Source organism: Pseudomonas sp. W15Feb9B, assembly GCF_000828175.1.
In the GTDB taxonomy this organism is placed as follows: domain Bacteria; phylum Pseudomonadota; class Gammaproteobacteria; order Pseudomonadales; family Pseudomonadaceae; genus Aquipseudomonas; species Aquipseudomonas parakoreensis.
This window is the reverse complement of sequence record NZ_JTKF01000029.1, coordinates 1-17,104: the sequence shown is the minus strand read 5'-3', so window position 1 is coordinate 17,104 and position 17,104 is coordinate 1. Positions and strand designations below refer to the sequence as shown.

At 60.2% G+C, this 17,104-nt stretch carries 12 protein-coding genes; 9 read left to right on the top strand and 3 right to left on the bottom strand.

Going from position 1 to position 17,104, the window contains the following annotated elements; translation table 11 throughout:
- The first annotated feature begins 5 nt into the window (after window positions 1-5).
- Window positions 6-344 carry a hypothetical protein gene (locus OC71_RS15560; protein WP_041070910.1) on the top strand — a complete coding sequence of 113 codons (339 nt, stop codon included), beginning with the start codon at window positions 6-8 and terminating at the stop codon, window positions 342-344.
- 151 nt (window positions 345-495) lie between these two features.
- Here the strand turns inward: OC71_RS15560 and lapD are convergent, their stop codons facing one another.
- Window positions 496-2,442, bottom strand: a complete 1,947-nt coding sequence (gene lapD / locus OC71_RS15555; protein WP_041070907.1) for a cyclic di-GMP receptor LapD — start codon at window positions 2,440-2,442, stop codon at window positions 496-498.
- 14 nt (window positions 2,443-2,456) lie between these two features.
- On the bottom strand, window positions 2,457-3,149 hold the full coding sequence (gene lapG / locus OC71_RS15550) for a cysteine protease LapG (protein ID WP_007962016.1): 693 nt from the start codon (window positions 3,147-3,149) through the stop codon (window positions 2,457-2,459).
- Window positions 3,150-3,345: 196 nt separating this feature from the next.
- Here lapG and OC71_RS15545 point away from each other — a divergent pair, with 196 nt between their 5' ends.
- The 5 genes from OC71_RS15545 (at window position 3,346) to OC71_RS15525 (ending at window position 10,424) form a co-directional block, all read left to right on the top strand.
- Entirely contained in the window at window positions 3,346-4,056 is a 711-nt protein-coding gene (locus OC71_RS15545; protein WP_041070905.1) for a GntR family transcriptional regulator, read from the top strand.
- 768 nt (window positions 4,057-4,824) lie between these two features.
- Window positions 4,825-5,601, top strand: a complete 777-nt coding sequence (locus OC71_RS15540; protein ID WP_041070902.1) for a DUF3050 domain-containing protein — start codon at window positions 4,825-4,827, stop codon at window positions 5,599-5,601.
- On the top strand, window positions 5,598-6,527 hold the full coding sequence (locus OC71_RS15535) for a diiron oxygenase (protein WP_041070899.1): 930 nt from the start codon (window positions 5,598-5,600) through the stop codon (window positions 6,525-6,527). Before OC71_RS15540 ends, OC71_RS15535 begins: the two co-directional genes overlap by 4 nt.
- 13 nt (window positions 6,528-6,540) lie before the next feature.
- Window positions 6,541-9,933 carry a non-ribosomal peptide synthetase gene (locus tag OC71_RS15530; RefSeq protein ID WP_041070896.1) on the top strand — a complete coding sequence of 1,131 codons (3,393 nt, stop codon included), beginning with the start codon at window positions 6,541-6,543 and terminating at the stop codon, window positions 9,931-9,933.
- A gap of 23 nt (window positions 9,934-9,956) precedes the next feature.
- Window positions 9,957-10,424, top strand: a complete 468-nt coding sequence (locus OC71_RS15525; RefSeq protein WP_041070893.1) for an SRPBCC family protein — start codon at window positions 9,957-9,959, stop codon at window positions 10,422-10,424.
- Window positions 10,425-10,570: 146 nt separating this feature from the next.
- Here OC71_RS15525 and OC71_RS15520 read toward each other — a convergent pair whose 3' ends face one another.
- Window positions 10,571-12,451, bottom strand: a complete 1,881-nt coding sequence (locus OC71_RS15520) for a methyl-accepting chemotaxis protein (protein ID WP_041070890.1) — start codon at window positions 12,449-12,451, stop codon at window positions 10,571-10,573.
- Window positions 12,452-12,762: 311 nt separating this feature from the next.
- Between OC71_RS15520 and OC71_RS15515 the strand changes: the two genes are divergently transcribed.
- The 3 genes from OC71_RS15515 to OC71_RS15505 all read left to right on the top strand — a co-directional run bounded on the left by OC71_RS15515 (window position 12,763) and on the right by OC71_RS15505 (window position 16,853).
- The gene (locus OC71_RS15515) at window positions 12,763-13,263 is read left to right on the top strand and encodes a sigma-70 family RNA polymerase sigma factor (protein ID WP_041070887.1); all 501 of its coding nucleotides are present in this window, start codon (window positions 12,763-12,765) and stop codon (window positions 13,261-13,263) included.
- A complete protein-coding gene (locus tag OC71_RS15510; RefSeq protein ID WP_041070884.1) occupies window positions 13,263-14,264 on the top strand; it encodes a FecR domain-containing protein in 1,002 nt (333 codons plus the stop codon). The genes OC71_RS15515 and OC71_RS15510 overlap by 1 nt, the downstream gene beginning before the upstream one ends.
- A gap of 87 nt (window positions 14,265-14,351) precedes the next feature.
- Complete coding sequence (locus OC71_RS15505) at window positions 14,352-16,853, top strand: TonB-dependent siderophore receptor (RefSeq protein WP_041070881.1); 2,502 nt, start codon at window positions 14,352-14,354, stop codon at window positions 16,851-16,853.
- The last annotated feature ends 251 nt before the right edge of the window (window positions 16,854-17,104 follow it).

Here is a 17,104-nt window from a genome sequence, read left to right as displayed (position 1 = left end):
GCTCAATGTTTTACGTGCAACGCGATGCGCAGGGTCAGTTGATTCGCGTGGAAGCGGCGGCCTACGCCGAGGCCACGGAAACGCTGCCGGCCGACCACCATGACATCCAGGCCTGGTTCGCCAACGCAGCCGTGGAAAACAGCCTCAAACAGCTCAAGCAGAGCGACTTTGAAATGATTCGGGTACTCGACGACCTGATTCAGGTGTTGACCCAGAAGGGCGTGATCCGCGTCACCGACCTGCCGCCGGCGGCGCAGGCCAAACTGATGGACCGGACCCAGGCACGGGAAGCATTGGGCGGGTTGAGCCAGTTGATCGATGAAGATGAAGGCGGGCTGATCTGATCCCGAATCTTCGTTGACTGATCTGGCCTCATCGCGGGCAAGCCCGCTCCCACAATGGGATGGGTTACCGCAGTTATGTGAACGACACAAAATCCTGTGGGAGCGGGCTTGCCCGCGATGGCGGCATCACTGACGCCACGCGGACAACGGCTCAGCTCCAGGGCTTGGGCTCACCAAACAGCTGCCCCTGCACCCCATACAAACCCATCTCGCGAATCACCGACAATTCCCCTTCGGTCTCGACGCGCTCGGCAATCAGCGGCAGATCAATGCTGTGCGCCGCCCGCTGGATGGCTTCGATGAACAGACGCTTGTCACTTTCCTGATCGATCGCACGAATATAGCTGCCATCGATCTTCAGATACGCAAGCCCCAACCGCGCCAGGTTGCCGATCATGCTGAAGCGTCCACCAAAGCGCTGCAGGCTCAGGGAGAAACCGAGTTCACGCAGACGCCGGGTCAACTGCTCCAGCACCGCTTGCTCCGGCAGTTGCTCCTCACCGATCTCCAGCGTCAGACGCTCGCCGAGGTCGGAGTGCGCGCGCAGAATCTCGAACACTTTGTTCAATGCCTGTGGATCGGCCAGGGTTGCCGAGGACAGGTTCAGCGCCAGCGAATCCTCGTGCCCTTTCATCTGCTCCAGAACGCGTTCGAGCATCAAGCGGTCAAGTCGTGCGGTCCAGCCGAAACGCTCGAGCCATGGCAGGAAACGTCCGGCCGGGATGGTCTGGCCCTGCTCATCCAGCAAGCGCGAGAGCACTTTGTAATGCAGCACCAGTTGCGTGTCCTGCGCAGCCACCACCGGTTGGAAGTACAACTCGAACCGCTGCTGATTCAGCGCCTGATCAAGCAATCGATGCCAGGCGTGATGATCGTCGCCAACCTCGGCCACCAGGCTCTGATCAATGCACGCCCAGTTCTGCTCGCCCTGCCCCTCGGCCTGCGCCAGCGCCTGATCACCCAGGGTCAGCACTGCTTGCGGTGAATCGCCGTGGGCAAACGGGGCAAGGCCGATGGAGGCCACGGCCGGCACATCAGTGGCGCCGGTGGCGTGCAGGCTGCTCAGCGCACTGTCGAGGTTTTGCGCCAGTTGCAGCGCCTCTTCACGCACCAGCCCCGGCGCCAGCACGGCGAATTCACCGCCGCGAATCCGGGTGATGAGGTTCTGGGTTTCCGGGTATTTGGCGCATTCGCGGGACAACTGCTCGCCGACGGCTTTCAACAATTCATCCGTGCGCTGACCGCCCAGGCGCTGGTTGAGCCCGGCCAGATCCTTGACCCGCAACAGCAGCAGGTAACCGGAACTGGCCTGCTCCGGGTTGCTCACCCGATTGTGCAGTTGCATCTCGAAATAGCGCCGGTTGGCCAGCCCGGTGAGGGTGTCCTGATAAGACTCGGCGCGCAGTTTTTCACTGCGCTCGGCCTGTTCCTGGAACAACGCCTTGAGCTTCTCGACCATCTGGTTCATCGCCTGCACCACGCGCCGCAGTTCCGGGGTGCGCGGCAGCTCCGGCAGGCTGAGGAACTCGCGACGGGCGATGGCGTGGGACTGCTTGACCATGTAATCCAGCGGGCGCAGTTGCCGGCGCAGCAGCAGCGCGCCAAGCACGGCACTGACCGCGCCGCACAGCAACAGCCAGCCGAGGCTGCCCAACGCGCTCTGCCACAGCTTGGCCACGGCAAACATCGGGTGGCTGACCACCTCGACCCGCGCGGCCTGCTCCCAGCCACGGCTGACCAAGGCATCGCCACCGGCCGGTTCCAGGCCGATCAGTTTGACGAACCAGTCAGGCACATTGCTCACCGCCGGAATCCCGCTGCGCTCGACAATGGTCTGGTCTGTCTTGAGATCGACCACGCGGATGCTCGCGTAATAGCCGCTGTCGAAAATCGAGCTGACCAGCAGCTCGACCATCGCCGGGTCGTCGATATTCGGCGTCAGCGACAACGCCAGCGCCGTGGCAGCGTCCTGGGCATGGGAGCGCAGCTGGTTGACGTACTGGGTGCGCGAGCTCTCCAGACTGACCATGAAGCTGCCGGTGAAGGCGACCACCAGGAACAGACAGATAGCGATCAACAGCTGTTTGAACAAAGACATCTGAGCGCGTGCTCCTAGTTAGTCGTTTCGACCGGAAAACCTTCGGCCTGCATTTTCTTCAGCACATCCTGCCAGCGCGACAGGCGTTTGGTGTCACCGACCTTTTTGTTGCCCTTGGCTCCCGGCAGGTACAGACCTTCAGCATTGAAAGAGTAGACCGGCAGCAAATCGGTTCGCTGGGACGCAGGCTGAATCGGATCGATCAGGCTGTCGAGCACCAGCGGCATGGCATCGGGGGTGGCGTAGTAAGTCAGTACCATGTGCGCGCGATTCTGGCGCAGTGCCTTGACGTAGGTGATGCGCAGCTTGTCACTGGAAACCCCAAGATGGCGCAGGCTGAAATACTTGGCGATCGCGTAGTCTTCGCAATCGCCGGCGCCTTTCCACAACGCTTCGATGGGTGTCTCCCAATAATCGACCTGGCCCCACAGATCGATGTCCTCTACATAGCGCACCTGTTTGTTGAAAAACAGGTTCACGACTTTCAGCTTTTCCATCTCGCTGACTTGTTTCTGCGTGGCCAGCAGGTTCTGCCAGGCATCGATCCGCTGCTGCCCGGCGCCCAGCGGCCCGTACAGCGCCGTGGCTTTGCGGCTGATCGCGGAAAAATCCCAATCGGCATGCAGACCGCCCAGCATGACGCCGGCCAGCAGCAGTGCGCAGCCTAGCCAGCGCAAAGTCCGAGGGATCGCGAAACGTACCGCCACAGCTGGTTTCCAAGGGGCAGGAAGGAAAGCGTTTGATGGTGAAGCTTAGCCCGGCAAAAAACAATGGCACCATGAGATCATCGCCAGCGCGCTAAACTTTACTCAGGACAGCAATCCTTTACATGGTTTGACAACCTGTAGAGCAATCACTAGTGTCTTTGGATCCAAATTCCGTCTTCATTCAGGGTGAGTAGTTGTGACACAGAAGCCCAAACCGCTGCACAGCATCAAGGTCGATGGGCCGATTCCTGCACATCTTGCCCGTTCGATCATCGAAGAGACCTTACGCTCGGCGATCCTTGACGGTCGTTTACCGTGCGGCACCGCCCTGCGTCAGCAGGATCTGGCTGACCTGTTCGGGGTCAGCCGCATGCCGGTGCGCGAGGCTCTGCGCCAGCTCGAAGCGCAGGAGCTGCTGAGCGTCACCACCCACAAGGGCGCCGTGGTTGCCCCGCTGATTCAGGGCGACGCTACCGAAACCTACGAGTTGCGAATCCTGCTCGAATCCGAAGCCATGCGCCAGTCGATCCCGCTGCTGACCAGCGCCGATCACGCGCTTGCCGCCAGTTTTATCGAAGCACTTGAGACCCAGCACGACTACAGCGAAATCGGTCGGCTCAATCGCCTGTTCCACATGGCTTTGTACAGCAAGGCGCCGAATCAGCGGTTGCTGCGACTGGTCGAAGGCGGCCTGAATGAAGAAGAGCGCTTTCTGCGATTCAACCTTGAAGCCATGGGCCTGGGCAAACTATCCCAGGAAGATCACCGCGCGATGCTCCAGGCCGTAATCGAACGCGATGTCGAACTGTCGGTGAAGCTGCTCACACAACACCTCAACCGTGGCGTCGAGGTGATCACCCGTTACCTCGCCAGCCCTGCCGGACAACACCGCAAGGCCGTTCGCTGATCCCCTCCACGCCGGTTTCAGACCCTTGCAGCTGACCGGCGAATAACCCGCTTACAAATCCTCTCTACGGTCTGCCGCAAACCCGGTGGCGGATTCGCCTGTTCGCTCTAACCTCCCAGCGCCCCCATAAGTCCGGTATTGCAGCTCGCCGCGGACGAATCGGTCATAGCCGTCCCGCCAATTTACCCGCACTCTTGAACAGCCAACCCATGAAGAACGGGGACGCACGGCACCGCCGGCGCAGTCCTCGCACCAGGAACCTACGGAAGGAGCCTTGCCACGGGATAAAAGGAAGTTACGGCGCCGTTCCCGGCCAACTTTCACCCCTATACATAACTTCAACCCTTGTATCGAAAAGTTGCTCTGAGTGAGGCATTCACTCTTGTCTTCAATTTTGGCCACTGTTCGCCGAAAGGAGCAACTACGCCCAAGTAAAACCTAATTAATAAGTTTTACCGGATCGTCTCATACTTAAAAAACAGCAAACTTAAAATAATTAAAAATAAACTTGTTAAGTTATTTGATGATGTATTAGTTTTTCCTCGCCGAGCAGGTTAAACCCCGCAAACACGGCACGGCTCCGCACTCAGCTGACAGCCTTGGCAAATAGTCGCCCAGGCATAGTCCAGAGCCTCCCATGCACTTCGCACACTTTCATTTATCTGAATGAGGCCAGCGCTCGCCACTATAAAAGTTCAAGAAACAGCCAGTCCGCGTTGACGCACCGAACGAGCAACTTTCTCTATTCCAATAACACCGAGGTTAGCCATGATGCCAACTAAAGAACAACTCGCCCTGATAAAAGCTCAATTGAGCGTTCATCCGATCTTTACTGAAATCGATTCGTTATCGGTACTGCGCCGGTTCATGGAATCCCACGTCTTCGCCGTCTGGGATTTCATGTCGCTGACCAAACGTCTGCAACAGGAACTGACCTGCACCCGTCTGCCTTGGCTGCCGCCGCGTGATCCGCATGCTGCGCGGCTGATCAACGAGATCGTGCTCGGCGAAGAGTCCGACGACCGTCCCGCTCACGGCCATTACAGCCATTTCGAGCTGTATCTGGACGCAATGCGTGAAGTCGGTGCGAGCACCACGGCGGTCGAACGGTTTGTCGCGTTGCAACAGGAAGGCGTGAGTTACGACGTCGCCCTGCAAAGCGTGGAAGTGGATCCGGCAGCAGCAAAATTTGTTCGCGAGACGCTAAACACCGCGCTGCATGCGCCAGGCCACAGCGTCGCTGCCGCGTTTCTGCATGGTCGCGAGAGCGTCATCCCGACCATGTTCCAGCGCATCCTCGATGACTGGGGGATCGGTATCGAACAGGCGCCAACCTTTCGCTATTACCTGGAGCGCCACATCGAGGTCGATTCCGAAGATCACGGTCCGGCGGCGGAGCAACTGCTTGAGCGTCTGGTCGATGGCGATCCGCAACGCGAAGCCGAGGTCTACGCCAGCGCCATCGCGGCGGTGGAAAGCCGCATCGCCTTGTGGGACGGCCTGCGTCTGAGCATGCGCGAACCGTTGGCGGAGGTGGCCCAATGAACGCCGCCGATTACCAATCCTTCGCCGACGCCTGGGAAAGCCGCGCCACCATCCGCACCCGGCCACGGCGCGTACTGGAAGACGATGAGCGCCTGATCTATCCGTTGAGCCGCCAGCCCTTGGTACTCAGCGAAACCTTCCTGCGCGAGTGCCCGCAACAACGGGATTTTGCCCTGGTGCAGACGCTGTACAAGTTCATCAACGACGTGGTGATTTTCGAGACCGAGATCGTCGACAAGACCGCGCGCAGTATCGCCAAGAATCGCTTTGCCGTGGCCTTCCCGTTCGCCTGTCGCTACGACGCCATGACCGTGGTGGTGGACGAGGATTACCACGCGCTGGTGGCGATGGACTTCATGCAGCAGACCGTGGCGATGACCGGCATCGAGCCGATCGAACTGCCCACTGAAATCGAACTGAGCCGGGCAATTCCTGCCGCCGTGGCACTGGCGCCCGAGCACCTGCGCAGCGCAGTGGAACTGATCTGCGTGGCCATCGCCGAAAACACCGTAACCGGCGATGTCGCAGCGTTTGCCCGGGACGATACGGTCAAGCCGTCGATCAAAGGCCTGATGGCCGATCACTTGCTCGATGAGGGCCGGCACTCCAGTTTCTGGGCGCGCATGGTGCGCATCTATTGGCACACCACCAGTGACGCAGACCGGGAAACCATCGCGCAGATCCTGCCGGTGTTCATCGGCCATTACCTGACCAACGACATTCAGAAGTCCTTCGATCTGCGCCTGATCGACGCCTTGCCGGTCAGCGATGCCGTGCGCCGTTCCCTCAGTGACGAGATGACCGGGCTGGCCTTCCCGATCAATCGCCACCATCCGCTGGTGGGCAACATCGTGCGTTTTTTCCACAGCAGCTCGCTGCTCGACACGCCCTGCGTGCAGCACGCCCTGCGCGACTATCTGGTTTGATGAGGAGGCTGACATGAGACGTCTCGACATTTTGCTGATTGGCGCCAGCCAGGCCATGACCGACCTGGCGCAGGAACTCGAACAACACGGTCACACCTTGCTGCGCAGCGGCGCGGCGCAATCGCCGGTGGATCTGATCATCGACGATGGCTTCATCGGCGCCGGCGATTTCTGCGCCATCCCGCACTTGCATCTGCGCCTGGGTATCGCTGCGCAAAGCCTTGGCGGTTTACCGACGCTCGACCTGCTGTGCTTCCTTGGTTCGTCTCTGATCTGCCGAGTGCCGATTGGCGATGAGCCGTCCGGCAACGGTCAGGCTCTGCGCCAGCGGGTGCTGACGCAGGTGGTCGACGAAGTTGCGCTGCTGGTCAGCCGTTTCTCCCGCGATGCCGAGTATTTCCAGCAGGTGATGCCCGCCACGGCAGCGGATTTCGAACAGGTGGAAGACCTGCGGTTTCTCGACAGCCTGGCCTACGTCCATCGCCTTAACGACACGGCCAACCCGGTGCTGCTTACGCAGGCGCAGATCCCGTTGATCGAGCGTCTGCAACGCAGCCTGATCGAACACGCCGAGCGACCGGCGCTGCACCTGGCCGAGCAGTCGCTCAGCTATCGCCAGTTACACGCCCACAGCTGTGCGATCCAGCAACACCTGCTGCCATTGCTCGAGCAACATCCGCAGCCGTGGATCGTAGGTATCTGTCAGCCGAAAAGCCCGGCGCTGTTTGCCTCGATTCTGGCGGTGCTCGGCAGTGGCGCAGTGTACCTGCCGCTGGAGCCGAGCCATCCGTTGCAGCGCCAGCAATACATCCTGCAGAACGCCGGCGCGGTGTTGTTGCTGCACGACGGCGAGCATCCGCTGAGTGAGTCAATGCCCGGTCTGGATGTCAGCTGTATCGGCAGCGCGGATGCGGATCCCAGCCAACCGTTGATGCGTCAGCGGCCGACGCTTGAAGCGCCGTGCATGGCGCTCTATACCTCGGGCACCACCGGGCATCCGAAGGGTGTGCTGCTGAGCCAGGCGAACCTCGCGCACTTCACCGCGTGGTACGCCGATTACGTGCAGTTGCGCGCTGAAAGTCGGGTCTTGCAGTTCTCTTCGCTGAGCTTCGATTCTTCGCTGATCGATATCTTCCCGAGCCTGCTGCAAGGCGCCGAACTGGTGGTGCCGGATGACACCCAGCGCCGCGATCCGCTGCAACTGGTGGCGCTGATCCGCCGCCGGCAACTGACCCACGCGTTCTTGCCGCCGGCGCTGCTGAGCATCCTGCCGCTGGAGCAACTGCAAGGCGTCGAGGTCATGACCGGCGGCGACGTCTGCGAGCCCTTCGTCATCGAGCAACTGACCCGTCAGGGCAAATTGCATAACCTCTACGGCCCCACCGAAGCCACGGTGCTGATCACCGCCCGGCAACTGCAACCGGGTGACAGCAACCGCACCCTCGGCGCGCCGATCGCCAACAGTCAGGTGCTGATTCTCGATGACGACTTGCAACCGGTGCCAGAGAACACTGTCGGCGAATTGTTCATCGTTGGCCCCGGCGTTTGCCTCGGTTATCTGAACAACCCGCAGCAGACCGCCGAGCGCTACCTGACCCTGCAACTGCCGCACGGCCAAACGTTGCGCGCGTACCGCAGCGGCGACATGGCCAAATGGGGCGAGCACGGTATCGAGCTGTGCGGACGGCGCGACAATCAGGTGAAGATCCGTGGTTTCCGGGTCGAGCCGGAGGAGATCGAACGCTGCCTGCGCGAGAGCCAGTTGTACCGTCAGGTGGCGGTGGTGATCGACAGTCAGCGGCGGATTCTGGCGTTCCTTGCGCAGCCGCAGTCGGACGCTGCACGCGATCTATTGAAGGCGCATGCCCAGCAGTTTTTGCCGGACTACATGCAACCGGTAGCGTGGACTGAACTGCCGCACATGCCATTCGCCAGCAACGGCAAGGTCGACCGCAAGGCGTTGCTGGAACTGCCGGTGAGCGTGCAGGACAGCGGCCCGAAATGCCTGCCGGCAAATGCCGACGAAGCGCTGCTGCTGGAGATCTGGGCGGAACTGCTGGAGCTGCCCACCAGCGATATTTCCACCGACGAAAGTTTCTTCAACCTCGGTGGGCATTCGATCCTGCTGTCGCGCATGTTGCTGCGTTTGCGTGAGGAGTTCGGGCGCAGCATCTCGATCAACCGCTTCATCGAATTGCCGACCATCATCAAGCTCGCAACGCTGGTGCGCGGGACCGATGACAGCGCGGTGCTCAGCGCCCAGGCCATGGCCGACGCCGAACGCCCGCTGAACATCGAGCCGTTGCCGATCAGTCGCCTGGGCGATGTGCACAAGGTGATCGTCACCGGCGCCAACAGTTTTGTCGGCGTACACATTGTCGAAGCGCTGCTCGGCTGGGGCGCCAGCGAGGTGGCGTGTCTGGTGCGTGACGGTGGCGGACAAACGGCGGCGCAGCGCTTTGCCCAGGCGTTGCGCGAGAACCGCCTGGAGCATCTGGACCTGAGCCGGGTGCGGATCTACTCGGCAGACATCACCCGTCCGCAACTGGGCCTGGCCGACGCCGATTATCAGCGCCTGGATCGCGAGTTCGGCGCACTGGTGCACAACGCCGCCAACGTCAACCACGTACTCGATTACGAGTCGCTGGCCGCGGATAACGTCGAGCCGATTTTCGAGCTGCTGCGCCTGTGTGAAGGGCGCAGCAAAAAGGTCTTCAACTTTGTCTCGACGCTGTCCGCTTCAAGCACTGTCGATAGCGACGGCCGCGTGCTCGAACTGCCCGCCGCGCCAACTCCGCCGATCTACATTCGTAACGGCTACAACCTGTCGAAGTGGGTTGGCGAACGCATCCTTGAACGGGCGCGCGAGCGTGGGGTGTGGGTCAACCTGTATCGCCCCGGCAACATCAGTTTCAACAGCCTGAGCGGCGTCTGCCAGCCGCACAAGAACCGTTTGATGCTGATGCTCAAGGGCTCGATCCAACTCGGTCAGGTGCCGGCCTTCGCACTGAATTTCGACCTGATGCCGGTGGACTTTCTCGCCCGTTTCATCGCCTTCCACGCCAGCCGTTATTCGACCGAGCGAGCGGTGTTCAACCTGCACAACCCCGAGCCACTGAGTTGGGATGCCTACGTCGCTTCGTTCCGCGAAACCGGCAGCGAATTTTCGCTGGTCAGTGTCGCCGACTGGCAACAGCAACTGGGCCGGGTCGACGCCGACAACGCGCTGTTCGGCGTGCTCGGTTTCTACCTCAACGGCTTCGAGGAAGACATCGGCGACATCTCCCTGATCGGCCACGCCAACGCGGAAGCCGGCGTGCAACAAATGGGCGCGCAGTACCCGGAAAAATCCCCGGCGCTGCTGCGTCGCGGCTGCGATTACCTGAAACAGATCAACTTCATCTAGTTCACCCAAAAAGGAGCAACACCATGAGCAATCTGCAACCCGACACCTTGATCAAAAACCCGCACGGCTGCCACGTTGTGTCGTCGGTGGAAGTGCCGGCGGACGCGGCGCAGGTTTGGGCGGTGGTCGGCAACTTCGCCGGTTTCGACCGGTTTATTCCGGCACTGTCGCACATCGAAATGACCGGTGAAGGCGTGTCCTCGCTACGCAAGAAGTTCTTCAAGGACGGCAACGTGGTGGTCGAGCAACTCAACTCCCGCGATGAGCAGGCGCGCGCCATGACCTGGACCACGATCTACAACACGCTGGGTGTGGCCAATCTGTGGGCGGCGATGAATGTGGAATCTTTGGGGGCGGGCAAGTCGCGGGCGACCTGGACAATCATTGCCGAACCGGCCAGCGGAGGTGCCGAGGCGCTGCCGGGGTTCAAGGATTTCGTGCAGGGGTTTGCCGATGATGCGATGGGGAATGTGCTGAAGCTGTTTGTCTAAGGCTTCAGATTGGCAGTGATTGCACAGCCGCTATCGCTGGCAAGCCAGCTCCCACAAGTTCCAGGTCGGTCACAGATATTGTGTTCGCCAGAAATCCTGTGGGAGCGGGCTTGCCCGCGATGAACGATAACGCAGTCTGCTAGACGTCAGATCTTGAAGCTGTCGACCAACTGCTTCAACCGATTCGCCTGCTGCGACAACGCATCACAATCCTTCAACGTTTCATTGAGGTTGGCGACGCTCTGCTGGTTCAGCAGGTTGATCTGATTGACGTCGACGTTGAGGGTTTCCACCACCGCCGTCTGCTCTTCGGTTGCTGCGGCCACCGACTGGTTCATGCCGTCGATTTCACCAATGCGCTGGGTCACGCTGACCAGGCGCAGGCCCGCCTGATTGGCCACTTCCACGCTCTCTTCGCTGGACGCCTGACTGGCGTTCATGGTGGTCACCGCTTCACGGGAACCGACCTGCAACGAAGTGATCATCTTGTGGATCTCTTCCGCCGACTCCTGAGTGCGATGCGCGAGGTTACGCACTTCGTCTGCCACCACCGCAAAACCACGTCCGGCTTCACCGGCACGGGCCGCTTCGATGGCCGCGTTGAGCGCCAGCAGGTTGGTCTGCTGCGAGATGCCTTTGATCACATCGAGGATGTGGCCAATGTTGTCGGTGCTGGCATTGAGGGTTTCGATCTGGGTGCACGACAGGCTGATCTTCTGCGACAGCTCGGTCATCGCCTGAATCGTCTGTTCGACCACCTGACGACCGTCATCGGCCTGCTCACTCGCGCCGCTGGCGTGTTGCGAAGCGTCGGCGGCGTTGCGGGCGATTTCCTGAGTCGCAGCGCCCAACTGGTTGATCGCGGCGGCCACGCTGTTGGTGCGGGCGCTTTGTTCGTCGGAACCGACGATCGAAGCGTTGGACGAGGCCATCACCCGTTGCGACAGGTCGTGTACATGACGGGTGGCCGACGACACTTCGGAGATCGACGCGTGAATGCGCTCGACGAACTGGTTGAACGAACTGCCCAGTTCAGCGAACTCATCCTTGCCTTGCACGACCAGACGACGGGTCAGGTCGCCTTCACCTTGAGCGATGTCCTGCATCGCACGACCCATGGTGGTCAGCGGACGCATCAGAACGTTGATCAGCAGGCTCAGCAGCAGCGCAATCGCAGCGACCGCGACGAACATCGCGATCAACGCCGAAGTGCGGAACTGGCTGAGCGCGGCATAGGCCTTGTCACGATCGATCGACAGGCCGATGTACCAGTCGGCATTCGGCAAGCCGCTGACCGGGGTGAACGACAGAATGCGCTCCTGGCCGTTGAGTACCACGTTCTGGTTGCCCTTCTCGATGCGCACGCCAGTGTTCGGGTAGATGTCCTTGAGGTTCTTCATTACCTGGTCTTTGTCCGGGCTGACGATCACCTGGCCGTCACCGCTGACGAGGAATGCGTGACCGAGGCCACCGAAGTCCACCGAGTTGATGATCTTCACCAGTGTTTCCAGGCTCAGGTCACCGCCGACCACACCCAGCAGTTCGCCATTCTTTTTCACCGGCATGGCGATGGTCACGACCAGACCACCGACCGCCGCCATGTACGGCGGCGTCAGCATGGTTTTGTCGGCGACCACGGCCTGCTTGTACCAAGGGCGCTGACGCGGGTCGTAGCCGTCCGGCATCTTCGCGTCAGGACGCTGGGTGAACACCCCGTTGGCCTGGCCGACGTAGGTGAACTGGAAGTTCGAGGTGAAGGCCGGTTGATCGACCAGCCCCGGGAAATCGGCGTCCTTGCCCTGATGGGCAACGTTTTGCGCGAGGTTTTCCAGCACCAGAATTCGCCCGCTCATCCAGTTCTGCACGCTGCTGGCGGTCAGATCGCCGGCCTGCTGCACGGACGACTGAAGGTTCTGGCGAATGGTGTTGCGCTGCAGATAGTCGTTGTAGAGGGTGAACAAAGCGAAAGCCAGGACCACGACGCCCGAGGCGGCCAACAGGATTTTATGGCTGAACTTGAGATTCATTTCATGGGACTTCTTATGCAAAAGTGGGGATGCGTTCCGGGATGCAACATTCCATGTACAGCGCAGGCGGCGTTCTGACGGCCGCTCTACTTTGGTGCACGCATGTCTCACCAGTCTGTCGGCACCGTTCGCGGAAAACTTAGGGCGTTGTGGGAAATGTGCGGCATTTCTGCCAGATTCCCGCCGAACGGCGTGCCAGAGCGTTCGCCACGAAGTTTTTTTGCTGGATCTCCGAGCAGAGGTTGCAAAATTCGCAGCCCCTGATAAAAATGCGACTAATTATCATTTGTGACGTTCGGGCTGTCGCGTTCATGTCCTCACCTGAGTTTGCAGTGCAGGCGCTTTACAGGAGTCATCACGGCTGGCTCAACGCCTGGCTGCGGGCGCGACTGGGCAATGCCGCGGATGCGGCGGATCTGGCCCAGGACACCTTCGTCCGTCTGCTGCAGCGCAGCGAACGCCTGGAACTGAAAGCACCTCGCGCATTTTTAAGCACCATCGCCCGTGGTTTGGTGATCGACCTCTGGCGTCGTGAAGAAATCGAACGCGCCTATCTCGAATCCATCGCCCACTTGCGCGAAGCCGAAGCCCCAAGCGCCGAAACCCGCGCGCTGGTGATCGAATTGCTTGAGGACATCGCGCGCATGCTCGAAGGCTTGCGGCCGAAAGTGCGTCAGGCGTTTCTGCTCGCGCAGTGCGAAGGCTTGACCCACAAGCAGATCGCCGCGCGAACGGGCTTGTCTCTGCGCTCAGTCGAACGTTACGTCGCCGCTGCGCTGTATCACTGCTACGTGTTGCGGTACGCAAGTTGATGCTTGTGGATAACAACTCAGTCGGGCGTCACGCCGAGCCGACGCAACAGGTGGTCAGGCAAGCCATCCACTGGTTGCTGCGGCTGCGCAACAATCATGGCAATGCGCGCCTGAGTCATCAGTGCGACGCGTGGCGCGCCGAACATCATGAACATGAACTGGCTTGGCAGCGCGTGCAAACGCTGCAGGCTGAACTGAGCCATAACCTGCGCGCCGTGCCCGGCGCCCAGATCGCATTCAATACGCTGGAAAACAGTGCGCAAGGACTGGGCCGGCGACAAGCCTTGAAGCTGCTGTCCGGCGCGGTGCTGATGGGCTCCGCGGCATGGCTGGCCAAGGACACCTCCGTCTGGCAGCAGTGGCGCGCAGATTACGCCACAGCGACCGGCGAGCGTCGCGGGTTCCAGTTGCCCGACGGCACGCGGATCGAGCTGAACACTGCCAGCGCAGTGGATCTGGATTACACCGCGCAACAGCGGCTGATCAAACTCACTCGCGGCGAAATCATCGTCACCTGCGGTGGTAACGATGAAGGCGCGGCGTTCAATCGGGCGCTACGCGTACAAAGTCGTCACGGCGTTTATGAGCCGACCCACGCCCGCTTCATTCTGCGTCAGGACAGTAATTGCACGCGGCTGAGCGTCACCCACGGCCGTGTGACCATTCATAGCGCTGGCACCTCGGTCGAGGCACTCGCCGGGCAGACCTACCTGATCGATCACCACCAGGTACGCCCGGCGCCGCCACCAGATATGGACGCGGGCGCGTGGGTCGACGGTCTGATCGTCACTCGCAATATGCGCCTGGGCGACTTTCTCAACGAGATCGGACGTTATCGTCCAGGTTTCGTGACGTGCGCGCCGGCGGTGGCAGATTTGCGCCTGTCCGGCGTGTTCCGCCTGGAGGACACCGATAAGCTGTTGGCCATTTTGCCGCAGACGTTGCCGGTGCAATTGCGCTACCGCACCCGGTGGTGGGTAATGATTGAGGCAGTGGCCTGAAATTATTTTGGCGGTTTTTTGCGGCAAGTCCGGCTTAGTCAGTAAGCACTTCCATTCCGCTCTAGCGACTTGCCACGGAAACCGACAATGACTGTCCGCATCACCTGTAAGAAACCTCTGCATTTCACTGCCGAATCAGGCCTGTTACGCCACGCCGTTCGCGCCGCCCTGCTCTCCACTGTTCTGGGCACCGGAGTGTTGCCTGCCCTGAGCCTCGCCGCTAATGCCAGTGAAGCGAGCAGCCATCGCTACAACATTGGCGCCGGCCCCTTGGACGAAGCACTGAACCGGTTTGCGCGCGAGGCGGGTATTACCTTGTCGATGACACCCCAGCAAACGCAGGGGCGGCAGTCGCCGGGCGTGCAGGGCGAATATTCAACCGATCAAGCGTTGAGCCATTTGCTGAGTGGCTCGGGTCTGGAAGCGGTCAGCCAGGATGGCAGCAGCTACATTCTGGACTCGGTCAGCGACAGCGATGCACTGGCGCTGCCGGCCACTGATATCAAAGGCTTCGCTCTCGGAAATGCACTGGGCAGCATGGAGGGCTACAACGCCACCCACAGCCAGATCGCCACCAAGACCAGTACCGCGTTGCTAGAAACGTCACAAAGCGTATCGGTGGTGACTCGCGAGCAAATGGACGACCAAGGCTCGCAGACCGTCTCCCAGACGATGCGTTATACCCCCGGCGTGCTGACCAACCCTTACGGCGCGACGCATCGCTACGATTACGTGGCGATGCGCGGTTTCAACGACGGTTCGGTGGACAACATCTATCTCGACGGCCTCAAGTCGATGGGCGACAGCGGCACCTACAGCACCATGCAGGTCGATCCGTATTTCCTTGAACGCGTGGATATTCTCAAAGGCCCATCGTCCGTGTTGTACGGTCGCAGTTCGCCCGGTGGCCTGGTGGCGCTGACCAGCAAAAAGCCGTTGTACGAGGCCTATCATCAGGTTCAGGCCACGGTCGGCACCCAAGGCCAGCGTGGTGTCGGTTTTGACTTCAGCGGTCCGATCGATGACGACAAGCGCATCGCCTATCGTCTGACCGGTTTGACGGATCAGTCCGACACGCAATTCGACCACAACAAGGAAAAACGCTTCGCTCTCGCCCCGACCCTGAGCATCGATTTCACTGAAGACACTTCGCTGAAGCTGCAGGCGTACCTGCAGCACGATCCGGATGGCGGCTACCACGGTGGCGTGCCGGCAGACGGGACGATTCATCAGCGCAACGGCAACCGCATCTCGCCGCACTTCTTCGAGGGCGAGCCGGGAGTTGATGGGTATTCGCGGAATCAGCAGTCGTTTGGCTATCAGTTCGAACATCGCTTCAACGATGTCTTCACGGCGCGGCAGAATTTCCGTTACCTCGACTCCAAAGTGAACATGGATCAGGTCTACGCCTATGGCTGGACGACGCCAACCAGCAACGAACTGAATCGCTATTACACCGGCGGCGATGAGCGTCTGCATGCGTTCATCGTCGACAACATGCTGCAGGCCGAATTCTTCACCGGTGCCACCAAGCACACCGTGTTGATGGGCGCAGATTATCAACGGCGCAAAACCGTGGTCGACTGGACCAGCGGCGGCTTGGCGCCGATCAATGCCTTCGACCCGGTCTACGGCAATTCGGCGATCGACATGTACGGCGAGACCAGTTATCTGCGCCACCTGGAACAAACCGGCGTATACCTGCAAGACCTGATCGAGATGGACCAGTGGCGCTTCTCACTCGGCCTGCGTCAGGACTGGGTCGAGACTTCCGATGAGAACCGTATCGCCGAAGCGGGACGGCCAGTGGGCACCGAAATCAACGACCGCCGCACCAAGCTGACCGGCCGCGCTGGCGCGTTGTATCTGTTTGAAAACGGTTTGGCGCCGTACATCAGCTATTCCGAGTCGTTTAACCCGAACTCGTATGCTGACAGCGCCGGCAATCCACTGCCGCCAACCGACGGAACGCAATGGGAAGTCGGCCTGAAGTACCAACCGCCGGGCACCGACAATCTGTTCACCGCCTCGCTGTTCCATATCGATCAGGAGAACCTGGCGACCAAGCTGCCGCAGGAAAATTTCTACCGTGCTGTCGGCGCCGTGCGTTCGCAAGGTCTGGAACTGGAAGCGCACATGCAGGTGACCGACAACCTGAAAGTGCTCGGTAGCTATACCTTCACCGATATCGAGTATTCGAAGTCGATGGTCAGTACCCTGAGCACGCCGACCGACGTGATCGAAAACAAAGGCAACTCGCCGACTCAGGCTCCGCGGCACATGGCATCGTTGTGGGCCGACTACAAGTTCGATAGCGCGGCATTCGATGGCCTGCGTTTGGGCGGTGGTGTGCGTTATGTCGGTTACAGCTGGGCGGATGCGGAAAACACACTGAAGGTGCCATCTTACACGTTGTTCGACGCATCGATCGGTTATGACCTGGGCAAGGTCGGCTTAAAGGGCGTCGACGTTCGATTGAATGCGAACAACCTGACCAACGAGTCTTACGTGGCCTCCTGCGCCAGTCTGAGCTTCTGCTACATGGGCGAAGAGCGCAACGTCGCGGCCACAGTCAGCTACCAGTTCTGAACCTTATCCTTATGCATAAAAAAGCCAGCCCCTGATCATTCAGGGGCTGGCTTTTTCGATTTTAAGGGCGCCGTTCAAACGGCCTCAGCTGAGGCGCTGTGATTACCCCCGTGACAAACCGTTCCGGAGTAATCGGTTGCGTGGAAGATCAATACGGCTCGCAAAGCGGCCTGATTTTTTAATTCCCTGAAACGACAAAACCCCTGTCTGCGTTAGCAGACAGGGGTTCTGGAATTTAATCTTGACGATGA

What these genes read in the sequence shown, in the direction of transcription:
- OC71_RS15520 (WP_041070890.1), bottom strand. Translation starts at nt 12,451, where the DNA reads ATGAATCTCAAGTTCAGCCATAAAATCCTGTTGGCCGCCTCGGGCGTC.
- OC71_RS15505 (WP_041070881.1), top strand. Translation starts at nt 14,352, where the DNA reads ATGACTGTCCGCATCACCTGTAAGAAACCTCTGCATTTCACTGCCGAA.
- OC71_RS15525 (WP_041070893.1), top strand. Translation starts at nt 9,957, where the DNA reads ATGAGCAATCTGCAACCCGACACCTTGATCAAAAACCCGCACGGCTGC.
- OC71_RS15535 (WP_041070899.1), top strand. Translation starts at nt 5,598, where the DNA reads ATGAACGCCGCCGATTACCAATCCTTCGCCGACGCCTGGGAAAGCCGC.
- OC71_RS15530 (WP_041070896.1), top strand. Translation starts at nt 6,541, where the DNA reads ATGAGACGTCTCGACATTTTGCTGATTGGCGCCAGCCAGGCCATGACC.
- OC71_RS15560 (WP_041070910.1), top strand. Translation starts at nt 6, where the DNA reads ATGTTTTACGTGCAACGCGATGCGCAGGGTCAGTTGATTCGCGTGGAA.
- OC71_RS15510 (WP_041070884.1), top strand. Translation starts at nt 13,263, where the DNA reads ATGCTTGTGGATAACAACTCAGTCGGGCGTCACGCCGAGCCGACGCAA.
- lapD (WP_041070907.1), bottom strand. Translation starts at nt 2,442, where the DNA reads ATGTCTTTGTTCAAACAGCTGTTGATCGCTATCTGTCTGTTCCTGGTG.
- OC71_RS15515 (WP_041070887.1), top strand. Translation starts at nt 12,763, where the DNA reads ATGTCCTCACCTGAGTTTGCAGTGCAGGCGCTTTACAGGAGTCATCAC.
- OC71_RS15540 (WP_041070902.1), top strand. Translation starts at nt 4,825, where the DNA reads ATGATGCCAACTAAAGAACAACTCGCCCTGATAAAAGCTCAATTGAGC.